The organism is uncultured Sphingomonas sp. (assembly GCF_964244235.1).
Lineage (GTDB): Bacteria > Pseudomonadota > Alphaproteobacteria > Sphingomonadales > Sphingomonadaceae > Sphingomonas.
In genome coordinates this window covers 18,828-33,534 of record NZ_CAXTII010000024.1, presented here as the reverse complement: position 1 = coordinate 33,534, position 14,707 = coordinate 18,828, and the positions used below count along the sequence as shown (strand labels likewise).

Sequence of the window (14,707 nt, the reverse complement as noted above, 5' to 3'; positions counted from 1 at the left end):
TTGAATCAGAACTATCGGCTCAGTGGAATCCCTAAAATGTCACCGCGTCCTAGTGGAAAATTATTATAACTCCGATGCTCAGCGCATGACGCATGGTTTCAAGGGAACCGACCTTGCAAAGACTGGCCAGCCACCGCGGGTGGAAAAAACCTCTGGGCCCGGCGAAATTGTGACGCGGGCGCCGACCGCCGCGTCGAGTTCCATGAACGTCAGGATCAGGCGCCGCGGCCCGGCAAGTCGCGCTTAACCGAAGGCCCCTCGCACCAACGCTTTACCAGACGTAAACCGCTAATCCCGGGCACCGGTAGGTGCCTGGTGACCCCTACGGGAATCGAACCCGTGCTTACGCCGTGAGAGGGCGTCGTCCTAACCGCTAGACGAAGGGGCCGTTAGCGGTGCGAGCGATGCGCTTACGGGCCGGCGAGAAAGCCGTCAAGCTGGGCGGTCGGCCCAGGCGGCGTCTTCGAGGTGGAGTTCGGCGGCGGGGCGGCTGGACCAGTCGTCGATCCTGGCGCGGCCGGCGATCCACAGCCGGCGATGCGGACCGGCACCGAGCAGGGCCTGACCGAGCGGGGTGTCGCCGCTGCGGAACGCCATCGCCTTCAGGCTGCGGCCGTCGTCGCCCGCCACGATCGCGCGGACATGACCGTTGCCGACGATCTCCGCCTTCACCACGCGGACCGGACCGGCGGCGATGCGCGGCGCGGGCCAACCCATGCCGTAAGGACCCCCGGCCTCCATTGCGCCGACGAAATCGGGACTGACCCCGCCGGGTGCCATCACGGCATCGAGCAGCAAGGCGCGGTCGCCGATCGCGCGATCGACCCCGGCGGCGAGGCGGTCTTCCAGGAAATCGGCGAACGCTGCAACTTGCGCGACGTCGATCGTCAGCCCCGCCGCCATTGCATGGCCACCGCCCGCGACCAGCAGGCCATGCTCCTTTGCGGCCAGCACCGCCGCGCCCAGATCGACGCCCGCGATCGATCGGCCCGATCCCTTGCCGATGCCCGCTTCATCGACCGCGATCACGATCGCCGGCCGGCCGAGCTTTTCCTTCAACCGACCGGCGACGATGCCGATGACGCCCGGGTGCCAGCCTTGCCCGGACACCACGACGATGCGGCGGTCACCGCCTATCATCAGGTCCGCCGCGGTCTGGACCGCGCCCTCGATCCCGCGGCGCTCCTCGTTCAGGCGATCGAGTTCGGCGGCGATCGCGCGGGCTTCGTCGGGATCGCTCGTCGTCAACAGGCGGACGCCCAGGTCCGATTTGCCGACGCGACCCCCCGCGTTGATCCGCGGGCCGAGCGCGAAGCCGAGGTCGGTCGCGGTCGGATTGCGGGTCAGGCGCGAAGTCTCGATCAGCGCGGCGATGCCGATGTTGCGGCGCTGCGCCATCACCTTCAACCCCTGCGCGACGAACGCACGGTTGAGCCCGCGCAACTGCGCCACGTCCGCGACGGTGCCGAGCGCGACGATATCGAGCAGGTCGATCAGCCGCGGCTCCGCCCGTCCGGCGAAGAAGCCGCGCGCTCGCAGCGTTCGCACCAGTGCCGCGCCAAGCAGAAACGCGACGCCGACCGCTGCGAGGTGTCCGTGCGCTGCACCGTCTCCCTCGTCGAGCCGGTTGGGGTTCACCAGCGCGTGCGCCAGGGGCAGGGTACTTGCACATTTATGATGGTCGACGACGATGACATCGACGGGGGCCGCGTGCGCCGCCGCCAGCGCGTCGAACGCCTGGGCCCCGCAATCGACGGTGACGATCAGGGTCGCGCCCTCCGCCGCGAGCCGAAGCAAAGCGGGACCCGACGGGCCATAGCCTTCGGTCAGCCGGTCGGGAATATAGGGCCTTGCCTCGATCCCGAGATCGCGGAGCAGCAGCACCATCAGCGCCGCCGACGTCGCGCCATCGACATCGTAATCGCCGAAGATCGCGACATGCTCGCCGGCGATCACCGCATCGGCGAGCCGGTCCGCGGCGCGGTCCATGTCGCGGAAGATCGAGGGGTCGGGCATGAAGCCGCGGATCGACGGCGTCTTGTGGAGGTCCAGCGCGTCGCGCGGACATCCGCGCGCCATCAGGATCTGCGTGACCAGATCGTCCGGCGTGAACCCCGGATCGCGCGCATCCGCGCTCGTCGCTCGCCAGCGCCAGGGCTGACCCATGATCGATCGGGAAATGCCGAGGACGTCCATCGCCAGCCTCTACGCGAGCATGGCTATTGTATCCAGTCGCCCTCGCGAAACCATTTGGTCACGATGTACTTCACGCCCTCGACGACCGGCATGCCCTCGTGGAGCGTCAGTTCGTTGGGGCTGCCGTCGGGGTTCATGTTGTTCCAGGTGAGCAACAGACCGCGCCTGGGCGCGACGCGGATGCCTGCCTGCGGGAACCAGGTCGCGCCGCCTTCCTCGACGTCGTTCAGATACACCATCGCGGTCCATGTGCGCTGCCCGCCCGACGCCTTCATCGCGGGCCAGTAGCTTTCGCGCTCGTGAAAATAGTCGTGATGCGCGCGGAATTGCTGGCCGGGGGCGTAACGCTGCCCCTGCATCGTCTCGCCCCTGGCAGGATCGAGCCCGAGCAGCAGCGCGATGCCCTCGTCGATCGGGCGGACGTCCGGCGAATGGCGGTCCATGTCGCAGCTTTCGCTGGTCCGGAACCCGGTCCCCGCCTTGTCGGACAGCAACGTCGATGGCCGGCGATGCGCGTCGATCATCGCGACCAATGCCTCGCATTGCGCCGCGGAGAGGAAATCGGAATGGTAATAGACCTCCGCGGCGGGAACCTGCGCGCAGGTGACCGCGGGGTTGGCGTCGAGCCGCTGCACAACCGTCCGTCCGGCGGATTGGCGGATTTTCGACGGGGAACCGGGTTTCCTGATGGCCATGACCAGACCGATTGCCGTCGCCCCCGACGAAACGCAAGAGGCCCCGGCGTCGTTCGCCGGGGCCTCCATCACGCCTTACCAGAAGATGCCGTACGCTGCATCGACGACATAGCCGCTGCGAACATCGACGAGCAGCGCGTCGTTATAATACCGGACCCAGCGATAGGGGCCGTAGGCCGGTGGCAGGCGGTAGGTATACGGGTTCCCGATCCAGTAATTCTGGCCGTAGAAGCCGTAGCCGAGCGTGATGCCGACCGAATAGCGGCGATAGCCGTAACCGCCGCCGGGCGCGTAATAGCGCGGCAGGTGGAACGCACCGCGGTTCTGCGCACGGTAGCCGTTCCAGTCGTAGCGGCGGTCACCGTGCCAGCCATTGTTCCAGCCGCCGCGGCCCTGATTGCCGCGCCCATCTTGCTGGCTTCCGCGATTGTCGTAGCCACGGTTGTCGTAACCGCGGCCGTCATTACCGCGGCCGTCATTACCGCGGCCTGCATAGCCACCCTGGCCACCCTGGCCACCCGGGGTATTTGGTCCGAAGTTCGGGCGCTGGCCCTGCTGATATTGCCCGCGCTGTTCCCGTGCCGGCGGGTTCTGGCCTTGGCGATACTGGCCCTGCTGATATTGGGCCTGTCCGTTCCGGCCCTGGCGGTACTGGTTTTGCTGTGGCTGGCCCTGTTGGGGCTGACCCTGCTGTTGCTGGCCCTGCTGCGGCTGCTGGCCCTGCGCTTGCGAACGCTGCTGGTTCTGTTGCTGGTGCTGCGCGCGATAGGCGTCGCGGCGGGCCTGATCGCCGCCGCGCTGTCCATCGACCTGTACGTCGCCGCGTGCCTCGACGTTCGCCTGCTGTGCGCTGGCGATCGCCGGGGCGAACGCGGAGGCGGCGAGCAGAAGCCCAATGACTGGTTTGACCATGATGCTATCCTTCCTGTTATGAACGGTGAACGCACCGGTTCGGACGATGGCACCATGCTAGGCGCTATGTGCTGGCGTGAAGCTGAACCCGTCTGTCAGCGATCCGACAGGTTCCTGTCATGTGCGTATAGGATCAGGGTGCCTTGGGCGGGACCAGTGCCGGCACCTGTCGCGCCGAATCGGCGGGATCGATCCCTGGCCTGAACCCGGCGGGGATCGTCTCTTCGCCGCGCATCGCACGGCCCGCGCGCTGGATCGCGTCGATCAGGCGGGGATAGACGCCGCAGCGGCATATGTTCGTGATCGCGGCGCGCACCTGGTCCTCGCTTGGGTCGGGCACGGTCTTGAGCAGCACCGCCGCCGCCATCACGATGCCGGGGATGCAGAACCCGCATTGCGGTACGTTGGCGGCGATGAAGGCGAGCTGCACCGGGTGGGTACGCTCCCGCGACAGTCCCTCGATCGTGGTGACGTAGCTGCCCTCGATGCCTGCGATCGACACCCGGCATGATCGGACCGCATGGCCGTCGACATCGACCGTACATGCGCCGCAGATCCCCGTGCCACAGCCATATTTGGCGCCGGTCAGGTTCGATGCGTCGCGCAGCGCCCACAACAACGGCGTTTGCGGATCGAGCCGGTATTCGACCGGCTGATTATTGACCGTGAAGCGTGTCATGCGCCGATCCTTAGGGTCCAAACCCGATCAGGCCAACGGTCGGGACGGAGCCAAATCTGGCGCACAGGCAGGAGCGAGGAGGGAGCGATGCCTTCGCGTCGTGACCGACGAGCGACGCCGCTGTGCGCCAGATTTGGCCCGCCGCACAGCGCACCCATCAAAGTATTGCTTTGACGGGACCCGAAAGCGGTCGCCCGGAGAGAGGCACTGGCGGCGTCGCTTGCTTGCGCGTGGCGCTGCCATGCGACTGCGCTGCGCTCCTTGCCAGTGCCTCTCTCCGGGCGATCACGACCATCGGCCTGATCGGGTTTGGACCCTAGGCGAAACGCGGCGTTTCGATCCGTGCGATTGTGCAGCGCGCGGGGCGGACGCACATTATGATCATGACCCATCCAACCCTCTTCATTCCGCACGGCGGCGGCCCCTGTTTCTTCATGGATCCCGCGGGCGGGCCGCCCCATCAAATGTGGCGCCCGATGCAGGCTTATCTGGCGGGGTCGATCGACAGCCTGCCCGAACGACCGCGCACGATCCTGCTGGTTTCCGGCCATTGGGAGGAACCCGTCGCAACGGTTCATGTCGGCGAGCGTCCGGGACTGCTCTATGATTACGGCGGCTTTCCCCCGCATACCTATCGGCTGCGGTGGAATGCGCCGGGTGCGCCGGACGTGGCCCGCCGCGCCGCGGACCTGCTGCGCGCGGCTGGTCATCCGGTTGCAGAGAATGCGACGCGCGGGTGGGATCACGGCGTCTTCATCCCGATGAAAGTCGCGGTGCCGTCGGCCGACATCCCGCTCGTGCAATTGTCGCTGCGTGCCGATCTCGACCCGGCGGCACACATCGCGATCGGGCAGGCGCTCGCCCCTTTGCGTAACGAGGGCGTTCTGATCGTCGGATCGGGGATGAGCTTCCACAATATGCGCGCGTTCGGCGGCGTTGCGAGCGGGTCCTCGGCAGCCTGGGACGATGCGCTGTCCGCGGCGGTGACCGATCCCGATCCCGTTGCCCGTGCGGCGCGCCTCACCGATTGGGCGACGCTGCCCGACGCGCGCTTCGCACATCCCCGGGCAGAACATCTGCTGCCTTTGATGGTCGCGCTGGGGGCGGGGGGTGACGGCGTGGCGGTGCAGGAGTACCGCGACATGGTAATGGGCTGGACGGTCTCGGGTTATCGCTTCGGCTGAGGCACGGCGCTTGCCAGTCCGGCGAACGGCATCCTATCCGGGACTCGAGAATGAACGAGGGACCGGGATGCACGTCGATACCGATCAAGCGGTTGCGGCACGCGGCGACGCCGACCACGGCTATGATGCGCCGGACCTGCGCATCTTCGTCTTCGCGCTGTTCTTCATCTTCGGCGGCATCACCAGCCTCAACGACATCATCATCCCGAAATTGCGGGAGCTGTTCACGCTCGACCACGCATCGGCGATGCTGGTCCAGTCGGCGTTCTTCCTCGCGTACGGACTGTTCTCGATCCCCGCCGCGGCGATCGTCCGGCGGGCCGGCTATATGCGTACCGCCGCGATCGGGCTGGTCACCATGATGATCGGGTGCCTGTTGTTCATCCCCGCATCGGCATCCGCGACGTTCGGCGTGTTCCTGATCGCGCTGTTCGTGCTCGGGGCCGGCATCACTATCGTCCAGGTCGTCGCCAATCCCCTGATCTCGCTGCTCGGCGCGCCGAAGACCGCATCGAGCCGGCTGACCTTCGCGCAGGCGTTCAATTCGCTCGGCACCACGGCCTTCCCGCGCGTCGGATCGACCTTGATATTGGGCGGACTGGCGGGCGTCAGCGCAGCGACGCTGACGGGTGCCGCGCGCGATGCGTACCGGGTCGAGGCCTCACGCGCGATCGTCCACACCTATCTGGGGCTAGCGGCCGCGCTGTTGGTCATCGCCGGCGTGGTCTGGACCCGGCGCAACCGGTTGCGCGAGGAACAGGTCGAAAGCGTCTCGATGTTCCACGCTTTCACGCTGCTCGAGCGACCGCGCTTCGCGATCGGCGTGCTCTGCATTTTCCTGTACGTCGGTGCGGAGGTCTCGATCGGATCGCTGATCGTATCGTACCTGACCCAGGCGGATGTCTGGGCGGCGACCGATCAGGTTGCCGGCAACCATATCCCCTATTACTGGGGCGGGGCGCTCGCCGGGCGGTTCGTCGGATCGGGGGTACTGCGATTGGTATCGCCGGGCAAGGCGCTCGCCGGGGTCGCCACCACCGCGATCCTGCTGACCCTGGTGTCGGCGAACATGACGGGTGCGGTATCGGGCTGGGCGTTGCTGGCGGTGGGGCTGGCGAATTCGATCATGTTCCCGACGATCTTCGCGCTGGCATCCGAAGGGCTCGGCACGCGCGCTGCGGAGGGATCGGGCGTCATTGCGACCGCGATCGTCGGCGGGGCGATCGTGCCGTATCTGACCGGCACGATCGCCGATCACAGCGGCTCGCTGCATTTCGCGCTGCTGTTACCGGGCATCTGTTATGCGGTAATCGCGGCATATGGCATCTATGCGCGCAAGCCGGTGGCCGAGATCGCCGACAGCTGAGAACCACAGCGGAGGGCGCGCCGCCGGCACCCTCCGATACCCCACCGACCGCCCTCAGAAAGCCGCGATCCCGGTGATCGCACGACCGAGGATCAGCGCATGGACGTCGTGCGCGCCCTCGTACGTGTTGACCGTCTCCAGGTTCATCAGGTGGCGCATCACCTGATATTCGCCCGAAATGCCGTTGCCGCCATGCATGTCGCGCGCATCCCGCGCGATGGCCAGCGCCTTGCCGACATTGTTGCGCTTGACTAGGCTTACCATCTCGGGCGCGAACCGACCCTCGTCCATCAGCCGTCCGACCCGCAAGCTCGCCTGCAGCCCAAGCGCGATCTCGGTCTCCATGTCCGCCAGCTTCTTCTGGAACAGTTGCCGTCCGGCGAGCGGGGTACCGAACTGCTTGCGGTCCAGCCCATATTGCCGCGATGCCGCCATGCAGAATTCCGCAGCACCCATCGCGCCCCAGCTGATGCCGTAGCGCGCGCGGTTGAGGCAGCCGAACGGCCCCTTCAGCCCCGACACGTCGGGCAGCAGGGCGTCCTCGCCGATCTCGACATCGTCCATCAGGATCATACCGGTAACCGAGGCGCGGAGCGACAGCTTGCCCTCGATCTTCGGCGTCTCGATCCCGTCCATGCCGCGCTCGAGGATGAAGCCGCGGATCGCGCCGCCGTGCCCGTCGCTCTTCGCCCACACCACGAACACATCGGCGATCGGCGAATTGCTGATCCACGTCTTCGCGCCCGAGATCCGGTAGCCCGTATCCGTCTTCACCGCGCGCGTCGTCATGCTGCCCGGGTCGGAGCCGGCATCGGGCTCGGTCAAGCCGAAGCAGCCGATCCACTCGCCGCTCGCCAGCCTGGGCAGGAATTTGTGCTTCTGCGCCTCCGATCCGAACGCGTAGATCGGGTACATCACGAGGCTCGATTGCACCGACATCATCGATCGATAGCCCGAATCGATAGCCTCGACCTCGCGAGCGACGAGGCCATAGGCGACATAGGACGCGCCGACGCCGCCATATTGCTCCGGGATCGTCGGGCCGAGCAGGCCCAGTTCGCCCATCTCGCGGAAGATCGCCGGGTCGGTATGTTCATGCTGAAACGCATGGACGATCCGCGGGGCGAGCTTGTCGCGCGCATAGGCCTTGGCGGTGTCGCGGATCATCCGCTCGTCGTCCGATAGCTGCTGGTCGAGAAGGAACGGATCCTCCCAGTCGAACCGTGCCATGCCGCTCATCATACTCTCCTTTGCGATCAAGCGCTTCGGAGCGGACGGCGTCCGCGTCAAGACGGTTCAGTATCCTCGATCGTCAGGATCGAAATCGACACGGACGCATTGCCCCCGTTGAGTATGATTCGATCGACGATCAGATCGGCGACGAGATGCCCGCGAATGATCCATTCGCTTTCGGGGATCGTGGCGATCCACCGGTCGAACGACTCGCCCGGTTCTGCTTCGACGGCGATCCGGTGGCCCGCGCCGATGAAGGTCGCGCTGGCCCAGGGTCTGGTGGCGATCGACCGGACGGCGATCACGACGCTGGCCGCCATGGCCTGCGCCCGCAGCGCGCGGACGAGCAATGTGCCGGCATCAGGTCCCCGCAGCGAGTCCGGTCTCATGCGCGCCGCCCCGATCCGATGAACGCCTCGACCTTGGCGGCGACCGCGCGCCCGGGCTGACGACCGCGGCGCAGATCGCCCACCAGCCGCGGATCGTTGACCGCCAGCCGCCCGAATTTCGTCGGCGGCATGCCGGTGCCGCGCAGATAGCGGTCGATCGCGACGAGCAGGGACATGGTGCGTTTCCTCCGTTCGGATATGACGCGTTCCCTTAATGTTCTCATTTTCCAACTTGTCTAGGAAAATTCCTGCGCTATCGGTCGAGATGTGTCCGAAACCGATCCAAGAGCGGCGCTGCGGGCGTATGCGGCGACGAGCGGGGCCAGCCTGTCGGCGCTGTCGCGGATGCTGGGACGCAACGTCGCGTATCTGCAGCAATATGTGTCGCGTGGAACGCCGCAGCGTTTGCCCGAACGGGAACGGCGGTTGCTGGCGGATTATCTGGGGGTGGCCGAATCGGTGCTCGGTGCGCCGGCGGCGGCACCTTCGTCGACCGTGTCCGTGCCGCGCCTGTCGATCGCCGCATCCGCCGGCCCGGGGACGCTGGTCGATCGCGAAATCATGCTCGGTGCCGATGCGGTGGATCGGCGGCTGCTACGCCGGCTTGGCGTCGCGCCCGACGCCGCGGCGATGCTTCGCGTCCGCGGTACGTCGATGGAGCCGGGCCTGTTCGACGGCGACTGGGTGTTGATCGATACGGCGGTGCCGGCCGCGGTGCGGGCGGGGGTGCATGTCGTCCGGATCGACGATGCGGTGATGGTGAAGCGCCTGACGCCCGGGCCCGGCGGCTTCGTGCCGACCAGCGACAATCCGGCAGCACCGCCCGTTCCGGCGGGCAAAGTCGCAATCCTGGGACGGGTGGTCTGGCAGATGCGCGCGACCCGCTAGCGCGGAAAGCATGTTCCCCGGCGCACGCGGAGGTCCGGGGGCCGCGGGCACCGTCCTCTGCGACCCCGGGCTCCCGCCTTTGCGGGAGAACAGCTTTGGATTTTGAGCGAAGCGGGCCGTCGTCGCGCTAGGGCGATCTACCGCCCGCGCCACCAGATCAACAGCGCGACCGCGATCCCGAGTGCGATGCCGATCAGGAACCCCGGCGTCGCCTCGCCGAACACGAAGCCGATCGCCGCACCGCCAATCGCACCGATCGCGATCGGCATGCCGCCGGCGGAGGGGGAGGGCGTGGCCATGAGCGAGCCCTGCCACGTCCCCGGACGGGACACCAGCGTCCCGTCGCGGGATCGGCGGGACGGCGACGGTGCGCGGCCATGGAGCGCGTTTACCTTGGTCCGTCGCTGTTGCCGCCGGTGCGCGTGCATTGGCACGCGGCTTGTACCGATGCAGGCAACTGCATCAGGAGCGCCGATGTCCGACATGCCCTATATCGCCGACATACGCATCGTCAGCGACGCCACCGATCTGATCGCATCGTTCGGGTCGCAGGCCGGCCTCGAGGCCGCGGTGCGCGCGGATCGCAGCCGCGACGTCGGCAACCATATCCATTTCTGTCATTGGCGTCAGACCGAACGGCTGATCGTCGTGATGACGGCGCCCTATGCCATCGGTACCGTGCACTGATACCAGGCGCGCAGGCCCTCCTCCGGCCGCCCCCGGGAACGACCGCTCGACTATGCTGGACAAGCACGAAAACACCGGCAAGGTGCGTGCGCGACGCGATAAATGCGCGAAGAGGGGCATAAATGCGGACGGAACGGTTTCTGATGGGACGCGGACGAAGCGACCTGACAGCGGAAGAGCGTGCGATGCTGGAGGATGCAGTCGGCGGCGTTCAGACATTGCCCGCCCGCTATCTGATGGTCCGCGCCGGCAAGCCGGTATCGCACAGCACGCTGCTGCTCGACGGCTATATCTGCCGGTACATGGATGACCGCGAAGGCCACCGGCAACTGGTCGCGGTCCATGTGCCGGGGGATTTCGTCGATCTTCACGCCTTTCCGATGCGCTGGCTCGATCACGACGTGGCGACGCTCGGCCCGGTGACGATCGCGACGTTCGAACATACGACACTGGAAAAGATCATCGAACAGGCACCGCATCTGACCCGGATGCTGTGGTTTTCGACGTTGCTCGACGCGGCGATGCACCGCGAATGGATCTTCCGGCTCGGGCGGCTCGATTCGACGGGTCGCCTGGCGCATTTCTTCTGCGAGATACACGAACGGCTCGCGATGGTCGGGCTGGCGAAGGACGGTATCTTCACGCTGCCGATGATCCAGGCCGATCTCGCCGAGGCGTGCGGGATGACGCCGGTGCACGTCAACCGGACGCTCAGGGTATTGCGCGAGGCCAGGCTGCTGCACTTTCGCAACGGCGTCGCGACGATCCCGGACGCCAAGGGGCTCGCCTCGGTGGCGGAGTTCGATCCGGGCTATCTCTACGGATCGGCAGGACAGTTGACCGGCGGGTGAGCGCACCATCGCCGACCCGCGCCGAGCGTCTGCGATCGATCGTCGGCGGATCGGCCGGCAATCTGGTCGAATGGTTCGACTGGTACACCTATTCCGCGTTCGGACTGTATTTCGCCGGCGTGTTCTTCCCGGCGGGCGGGCGGACCCAACAATTGCTCGATGCCGCGGCGGTGTTCGCGGTCGGTTTCGTCATGCGCCCGATCGGTGCCTGGGCGATGGGGGTCTATGCCGATCGCCATGGGCGGAAAGCAGCATTGACGATCTCGGTCACGCTGATGTGCGCGGGTGCGTTCCTGATCGCGGTCGCGCCCGGCTATGCGGCGATCGGCTGGGCGTCGCCGGCTCTGCTGGTATTCGCGCGGCTGCTGCAGGGGCTTAGCGTCGGCGGCGAATATGGCGCGAGCGCGGTGTACCTGAGCGAGATGGCGGGGCGGGAGCGGCGCGGTTTCTTCGCGAGTTTCCAATATGTCACGCTGATCGCGGGCCAGCTTCTCGCCTTGTGCGTGCTGCTGGTGCTGCAATCGATACTCGGCGCCGAGCAACTGGACGCATGGGGCTGGCGCATCCCGTTCGCGATCGGCGGCCTGCTGGCGATCGCGGTCTACCGCATCCGGCGCGGATTGCTCGAGACCGAAAGCTTCCGGAACGCGGCCGCACAGCACGCACCCCGCTCGAGCGGTCTGGCGCTGTTCCGCGATCACCCGCGCGAGGCCGCCACCGTGCTGTTCCTGACCGCGGGGGGCACGCTCGCCTTCTACGCCTACACCATCTACATGCAGAAATTCCTGGTGAACTCCGCCGGCTTCCCGCGCGCCACCGCCGCCTGGATCATGACCGCGGCGCTGACGCTGTACATGCTGCTCCAGCCGGCGTTCGGCGCGCTGTCCGACCGGATCGGGCGCAAGCCGCTGATGGTCGGGTTCGGGCTCGCGGGGACGTTGGCCACGGTACCGATCTTCCTGGCGCTTGAACGAGTCCGGTCGCCCTATGCGGCCTTCGCACTGGTCCTCGCCGCGCTTGTCATCGTCAGCGGCTATACCGCGATCAATGCGGTGGTGAAGGCGGAACTGTTTCCGGCGCATATCCGGACATTGGGGGTCGCCTTGCCCTATGCGCTGGCCAACGCGCTGTTCGGCGGGACCGCGGAATGGGTCGCGCTCGGCCTGAAGAAGGCCGGGCTCGAGCGGGGGTTCTACTGGTATGTCGCCGCGATGATCGCGGTGTCGCTGGTCACGTATCTGCGGATGCCCGATACGCGCGATACCAGCCGGATCTTGGAGGATTGACCATCCGTCATGCCGGGCTCGTCCCGGCATCCGGGGCGTCTAGCGACTGTCGGGCGTGTAGCGCCGCAACCCTGGACCCCGGCACAAGGCCGGGGTGACGGAAATCTCTACGTCACCCGCTCGGCCACCAGCCCGCCATAGGGTGCCAGCCGCCAGCCCCCGGGATCATCGATCCGCTCGACGATCCGCCATCGATCCGTTTCGTTCGGTGCCCAATCCGCGGGCTCTGCCCCCAGGTTGAAGACGCAGAGCAGATGCTGCCCCTCCGCCTGCCGTTCGAACGCCAGCAGCTGCACGCCGGCCTCGACGACCGACAGCGTTCCCACCGACAATGCCGGGCAAGCATGACGAAACGCCACCAGGCGCCGGGTCAGCCATAGAAGCGATCCGGCATCGGCTTCCTGCACGTCCACCGCCAGTGCGGGGTGATCGGCCCCGACCGGCAACCACGGCTTCGTGGCCGAGAAGCCCGCAAAGGGCGCGTCGCTGCGCCAGGGCATCGGCGTTCGCGCACCGTCGCGCGACAATGTCCGCGGCCAGTTGGCGATCGCCTCCGGGTCCTGCAGATCGGCGAACGGGACATCGACCTGCGTCAGGCCCAGTTCCTCGCCATAATACAGGAACACGTTGCCGCGCAGGCACAGCAGCAGCAGCATCTTCATCCGCGCGAAGGCGGCGCGGTGTGCGGGATCGATCCAGCGCGAAACCGCGCGCGGCGCATCGTGGTTCTCGAACGCCCAGCTTGGCCAGCCCTCGCCAGGCGTTGCGGGCCATCGACCCAGCGCTTCCGCGACCAGGGCAGGAGCCAGCGCGGGTGCGTAGAGAAAATCGAAGCCATAGGCGCTGTTCAGTCGCTCGTGCCCCCGGGTGAACAATTTCATCTCGCGGTCGCTCTCCGCACCGCCGACCTCCGCCACCGTGAAGCGATCGCCGGGATAGCCATCGAGCAACCGCCGTATCCGTTCCAGGAAGACGGGAATATCGGCGTGGCTCTGGTTGTATTCGTGGAGCTGGTAATCGAACGGCCGGGTGCGCGGGGCGCCGTCGTCCGGGGCGGGCGGATTGTCGGTCAGTGCCGGGTCGTGCATCGCGAAGTTGATCGCGTCCAGCCGGAACCCGTCGACGCCGCGGTCGAGCCAGAAGCGCGCGGTCGCGATCAGTTCGTCCTGCACCGCCGGGCTATGCCCGTTCAGCTGCGGCTGTTCGCGCAGGAAATTGTGCATATAATATTGCCCGCGCCGCGCGTCCCAGGTCCAGGCCGGGCCGCCGAACACCGATTGCCAGTTGTTCGGCGGGCTGCCCTCGGGCTTCGCGTCCGCCCATACATACCAGTCGGCGCAGGGGTTGGAGCGATCGACGCGGCTTCGTTCGAACCACGGATGCGCGTCCGAGGTATGGCTATAGACCTGGTCGATCACGACCTTCAGGCCCAGCGCATGGGCGCGGCCGATCAGCGCGTCGAAATCGGCAAGCGCGCCGAAGATCGGATCGACATCGCGGTAATCCGACACGTCATAGCCGAAATCCTTCATCGGCGAAGTGAAGAAGGGCGACAGCCAGATCGCATCGACGCCGAGGCTCGCGACATGATCCAGACGCGCGGTGATGCCCGGCAGGTCGCCGATCCCGTCGCCGTTCGAATCGGCGAAGCTGCGCGGATAGATCTGGTAGATCACCGCCCCCAGCCACCAGCGATGCGGCGTCGTCGGGTCGGGCATCTAGAGCGTCCCCGGCCCGGCGGTGGGGGGAATGTCGCGGTCGACCAGCACCACCCCGTCCTCGACCGCCACGACGCGCAAGCGATCGCCGATCGCGGCATCGGGCCCGCGCGCCGGCCAGCCGCCATCGCCGACCTTCACCCGGCCCACGCCGTCGACGATTGCGCTATCGACCACGACGATCGTGCCCACCAGCCGCGCGGCGCGGTCGTTGAGGAGCATGTCGCTGCTTTCGATCGGATAATCCTTGTACCAGCGCCGCCCGATCAGCACCGCCGCGCCGCTCCACGCCGCGAACGACACCAGCTGGATCGCGACCGGCAATGCGGGGAGCGCGAGCAGCGCGACGCCGGTGATCGCCGCGGCGATCGCAAGGAACACGAGGAACAACCCGGGCGCCGCGAGTTCGGCGATGCCTAGCGCGACGGCGGCGATCAGCCATGCGCCGCCCGGGCCGCCGATCGAGTCGATGGTCATGGGGTGCGCCCTCTACCCCCACCCCGGCGAAGGCCGGGGCCCGGTTGCCACGGTTTTCGTGATTGAGCGCATCGCGCCGCCATCATTCTCTCGCAACTGGGCCCCGGCCTTCGCCGGGGTGGGGTGAACGGCACGGGCCGGGACCG

16 protein-coding genes and 1 tRNA gene are annotated in these 14,707 nt (G+C 67.0%); 6 read left to right on the top strand and 11 right to left on the bottom strand.

Going from position 1 to position 14,707, the window contains the following annotated elements:
* Positions 1–313: 313 nt before the first annotated feature.
* The 5 genes from ACFE7D_RS06330 to ACFE7D_RS06310 form a co-directional block, all read right to left on the bottom strand.
* Positions 314–388, bottom strand: a tRNA-Glu gene (locus ACFE7D_RS06330).
* Positions 389–432: 44 nt separating this feature from the next.
* Positions 433–2,196, bottom strand: a complete 1,764-nt coding sequence (gene recJ, locus ACFE7D_RS06325) for a single-stranded-DNA-specific exonuclease RecJ (RefSeq protein ID WP_375394580.1) — start codon at positions 2,194–2,196, stop codon at positions 433–435.
* 23 nt (positions 2,197–2,219) lie between these two features.
* Positions 2,220–2,891 (bottom strand): prolyl hydroxylase family protein, encoded by a 672-nt coding sequence (locus ACFE7D_RS06320; protein WP_375394579.1) that lies wholly within the window; start codon positions 2,889–2,891, stop codon positions 2,220–2,222.
* A gap of 75 nt (positions 2,892–2,966) precedes the next feature.
* Positions 2,967–3,803 carry an RcnB family protein gene (locus ACFE7D_RS06315; RefSeq protein WP_375394578.1) on the bottom strand — a complete coding sequence of 279 codons (837 nt, stop codon included), beginning with the start codon at positions 3,801–3,803 and terminating at the stop codon, positions 2,967–2,969.
* A gap of 133 nt (positions 3,804–3,936) precedes the next feature.
* Positions 3,937–4,482, bottom strand: coding sequence for a (2Fe-2S)-binding protein (locus ACFE7D_RS06310; RefSeq protein ID WP_375394577.1), 546 nt, complete (start codon positions 4,480–4,482; stop codon positions 3,937–3,939).
* A 383-nt stretch (positions 4,483–4,865) separates the two neighbouring features.
* Between ACFE7D_RS06310 and ACFE7D_RS06305 the strand changes: the two genes are divergently transcribed.
* A complete protein-coding gene (locus ACFE7D_RS06305) occupies positions 4,866–5,666 on the top strand; it encodes a DODA-type extradiol aromatic ring-opening family dioxygenase (protein ID WP_375394576.1) in 801 nt (266 codons plus the stop codon).
* 67 nt (positions 5,667–5,733) lie between these two features.
* Positions 5,734–7,032 carry a sugar MFS transporter gene (locus ACFE7D_RS06300; protein ID WP_375394575.1) on the top strand — a complete coding sequence of 433 codons (1,299 nt, stop codon included), beginning with the start codon at positions 5,734–5,736 and terminating at the stop codon, positions 7,030–7,032.
* A gap of 54 nt (positions 7,033–7,086) precedes the next feature.
* Here the strand turns inward: ACFE7D_RS06300 and ACFE7D_RS06295 are convergent, their stop codons facing one another.
* Genes ACFE7D_RS06295 through ACFE7D_RS06285 form a run of 3 tightly spaced genes read right to left on the bottom strand, consistent with a single transcriptional unit; the run spans position 7,087 to position 8,830 of the window.
* Positions 7,087–8,271, bottom strand: a complete 1,185-nt coding sequence (locus ACFE7D_RS06295; RefSeq protein ID WP_375394574.1) for an acyl-CoA dehydrogenase — start codon at positions 8,269–8,271, stop codon at positions 7,087–7,089.
* A gap of 47 nt (positions 8,272–8,318) precedes the next feature.
* On the bottom strand, positions 8,319–8,654 hold the full coding sequence (locus tag ACFE7D_RS06290) for a hypothetical protein (RefSeq protein WP_375394573.1): 336 nt from the start codon (positions 8,652–8,654) through the stop codon (positions 8,319–8,321).
* Positions 8,651–8,830, bottom strand: a complete 180-nt coding sequence (locus ACFE7D_RS06285; protein ID WP_375394572.1) for a hypothetical protein — start codon at positions 8,828–8,830, stop codon at positions 8,651–8,653. The genes ACFE7D_RS06290 and ACFE7D_RS06285 overlap by 4 nt, the downstream gene beginning before the upstream one ends.
* Before the next feature lie 91 nt (positions 8,831–8,921).
* Here ACFE7D_RS06285 and ACFE7D_RS06280 point away from each other — a divergent pair, with 91 nt between their 5' ends.
* The gene (locus ACFE7D_RS06280) at positions 8,922–9,542 is read left to right on the top strand and encodes a helix-turn-helix transcriptional regulator (RefSeq protein WP_375394571.1); all 621 of its coding nucleotides are present in this window, start codon (positions 8,922–8,924) and stop codon (positions 9,540–9,542) included.
* 137 nt (positions 9,543–9,679) lie between these two features.
* Here ACFE7D_RS06280 and ACFE7D_RS06275 read toward each other — a convergent pair whose 3' ends face one another.
* Positions 9,680–9,841, bottom strand: a complete 162-nt coding sequence (locus ACFE7D_RS06275; RefSeq protein ID WP_375394570.1) for a hypothetical protein — start codon at positions 9,839–9,841, stop codon at positions 9,680–9,682.
* Positions 9,842–10,025: 184 nt separating this feature from the next.
* Between ACFE7D_RS06275 and ACFE7D_RS06270 the strand changes: the two genes are divergently transcribed.
* The 3 genes from ACFE7D_RS06270 to ACFE7D_RS06260 all read left to right on the top strand — a co-directional run bounded on the left by ACFE7D_RS06270 (position 10,026) and on the right by ACFE7D_RS06260 (position 12,366).
* Positions 10,026–10,229 carry a hypothetical protein gene (locus ACFE7D_RS06270; RefSeq protein ID WP_375394584.1) on the top strand — a complete coding sequence of 68 codons (204 nt, stop codon included), beginning with the start codon at positions 10,026–10,028 and terminating at the stop codon, positions 10,227–10,229.
* A 122-nt stretch (positions 10,230–10,351) separates the two neighbouring features.
* Positions 10,352–11,080: a Crp/Fnr family transcriptional regulator gene (locus tag ACFE7D_RS06265; RefSeq protein WP_375394569.1), complete on the top strand. Its 729-nt coding sequence runs from the start codon at positions 10,352–10,354 to the stop codon at positions 11,078–11,080.
* The gene (locus ACFE7D_RS06260) at positions 11,077–12,366 is read left to right on the top strand and encodes an MFS transporter (protein WP_375394568.1); all 1,290 of its coding nucleotides are present in this window, start codon (positions 11,077–11,079) and stop codon (positions 12,364–12,366) included. The genes ACFE7D_RS06265 and ACFE7D_RS06260 overlap by 4 nt, the downstream gene beginning before the upstream one ends.
* Positions 12,367–12,473: 107 nt before the next feature.
* On the opposite strand, the gene ACFE7D_RS06255 is transcribed toward ACFE7D_RS06260, so the two are convergent.
* Both ACFE7D_RS06255 and ACFE7D_RS06250 read right to left on the bottom strand, forming a co-directional pair.
* A complete protein-coding gene (locus ACFE7D_RS06255; protein ID WP_375394567.1) occupies positions 12,474–14,084 on the bottom strand; it encodes an alpha-glucosidase in 1,611 nt (536 codons plus the stop codon).
* Positions 14,085–14,561 (bottom strand): NfeD family protein, encoded by a 477-nt coding sequence (locus tag ACFE7D_RS06250; protein WP_375394566.1) that lies wholly within the window; start codon positions 14,559–14,561, stop codon positions 14,085–14,087. It lies immediately after the preceding gene.
* Between the last annotated feature and the right edge of the window lie 146 nt (positions 14,562–14,707).

Bases quoted from the DNA above. Each gene is read 5' to 3' on its own strand.
- recJ (WP_375394580.1), bottom strand. From the start codon at position 2,196: ATGGACGTCCTCGGCATTTCCCGATCGATCATGGGTCAGCCCTGGCGC.
- ACFE7D_RS06320 (WP_375394579.1), bottom strand. From the start codon at position 2,891: ATGGCCATCAGGAAACCCGGTTCCCCGTCGAAAATCCGCCAATCCGCC.
- ACFE7D_RS06315 (WP_375394578.1), bottom strand. From the start codon at position 3,803: ATGGTCAAACCAGTCATTGGGCTTCTGCTCGCCGCCTCCGCGTTCGCC.
- ACFE7D_RS06310 (WP_375394577.1), bottom strand. From the start codon at position 4,482: ATGACACGCTTCACGGTCAATAATCAGCCGGTCGAATACCGGCTCGAT.
- ACFE7D_RS06305 (WP_375394576.1), top strand. From the start codon at position 4,866: ATGACCCATCCAACCCTCTTCATTCCGCACGGCGGCGGCCCCTGTTTC.
- ACFE7D_RS06300 (WP_375394575.1), top strand. From the start codon at position 5,734: ATGCACGTCGATACCGATCAAGCGGTTGCGGCACGCGGCGACGCCGAC.
- ACFE7D_RS06295 (WP_375394574.1), bottom strand. From the start codon at position 8,271: ATGAGCGGCATGGCACGGTTCGACTGGGAGGATCCGTTCCTTCTCGAC.
- ACFE7D_RS06290 (WP_375394573.1), bottom strand. From the start codon at position 8,654: ATGAGACCGGACTCGCTGCGGGGACCTGATGCCGGCACATTGCTCGTC.
- ACFE7D_RS06285 (WP_375394572.1), bottom strand. From the start codon at position 8,830: ATGTCCCTGCTCGTCGCGATCGACCGCTATCTGCGCGGCACCGGCATG.
- ACFE7D_RS06275 (WP_375394570.1), bottom strand. From the start codon at position 9,841: ATGGCCACGCCCTCCCCCTCCGCCGGCGGCATGCCGATCGCGATCGGT.
- ACFE7D_RS06270 (WP_375394584.1), top strand. From the start codon at position 10,026: ATGCCCTATATCGCCGACATACGCATCGTCAGCGACGCCACCGATCTG.
- ACFE7D_RS06265 (WP_375394569.1), top strand. From the start codon at position 10,352: ATGCGGACGGAACGGTTTCTGATGGGACGCGGACGAAGCGACCTGACA.
- ACFE7D_RS06255 (WP_375394567.1), bottom strand. From the start codon at position 14,084: ATGCCCGACCCGACGACGCCGCATCGCTGGTGGCTGGGGGCGGTGATC.
- ACFE7D_RS06250 (WP_375394566.1), bottom strand. From the start codon at position 14,561: ATGACCATCGACTCGATCGGCGGCCCGGGCGGCGCATGGCTGATCGCC.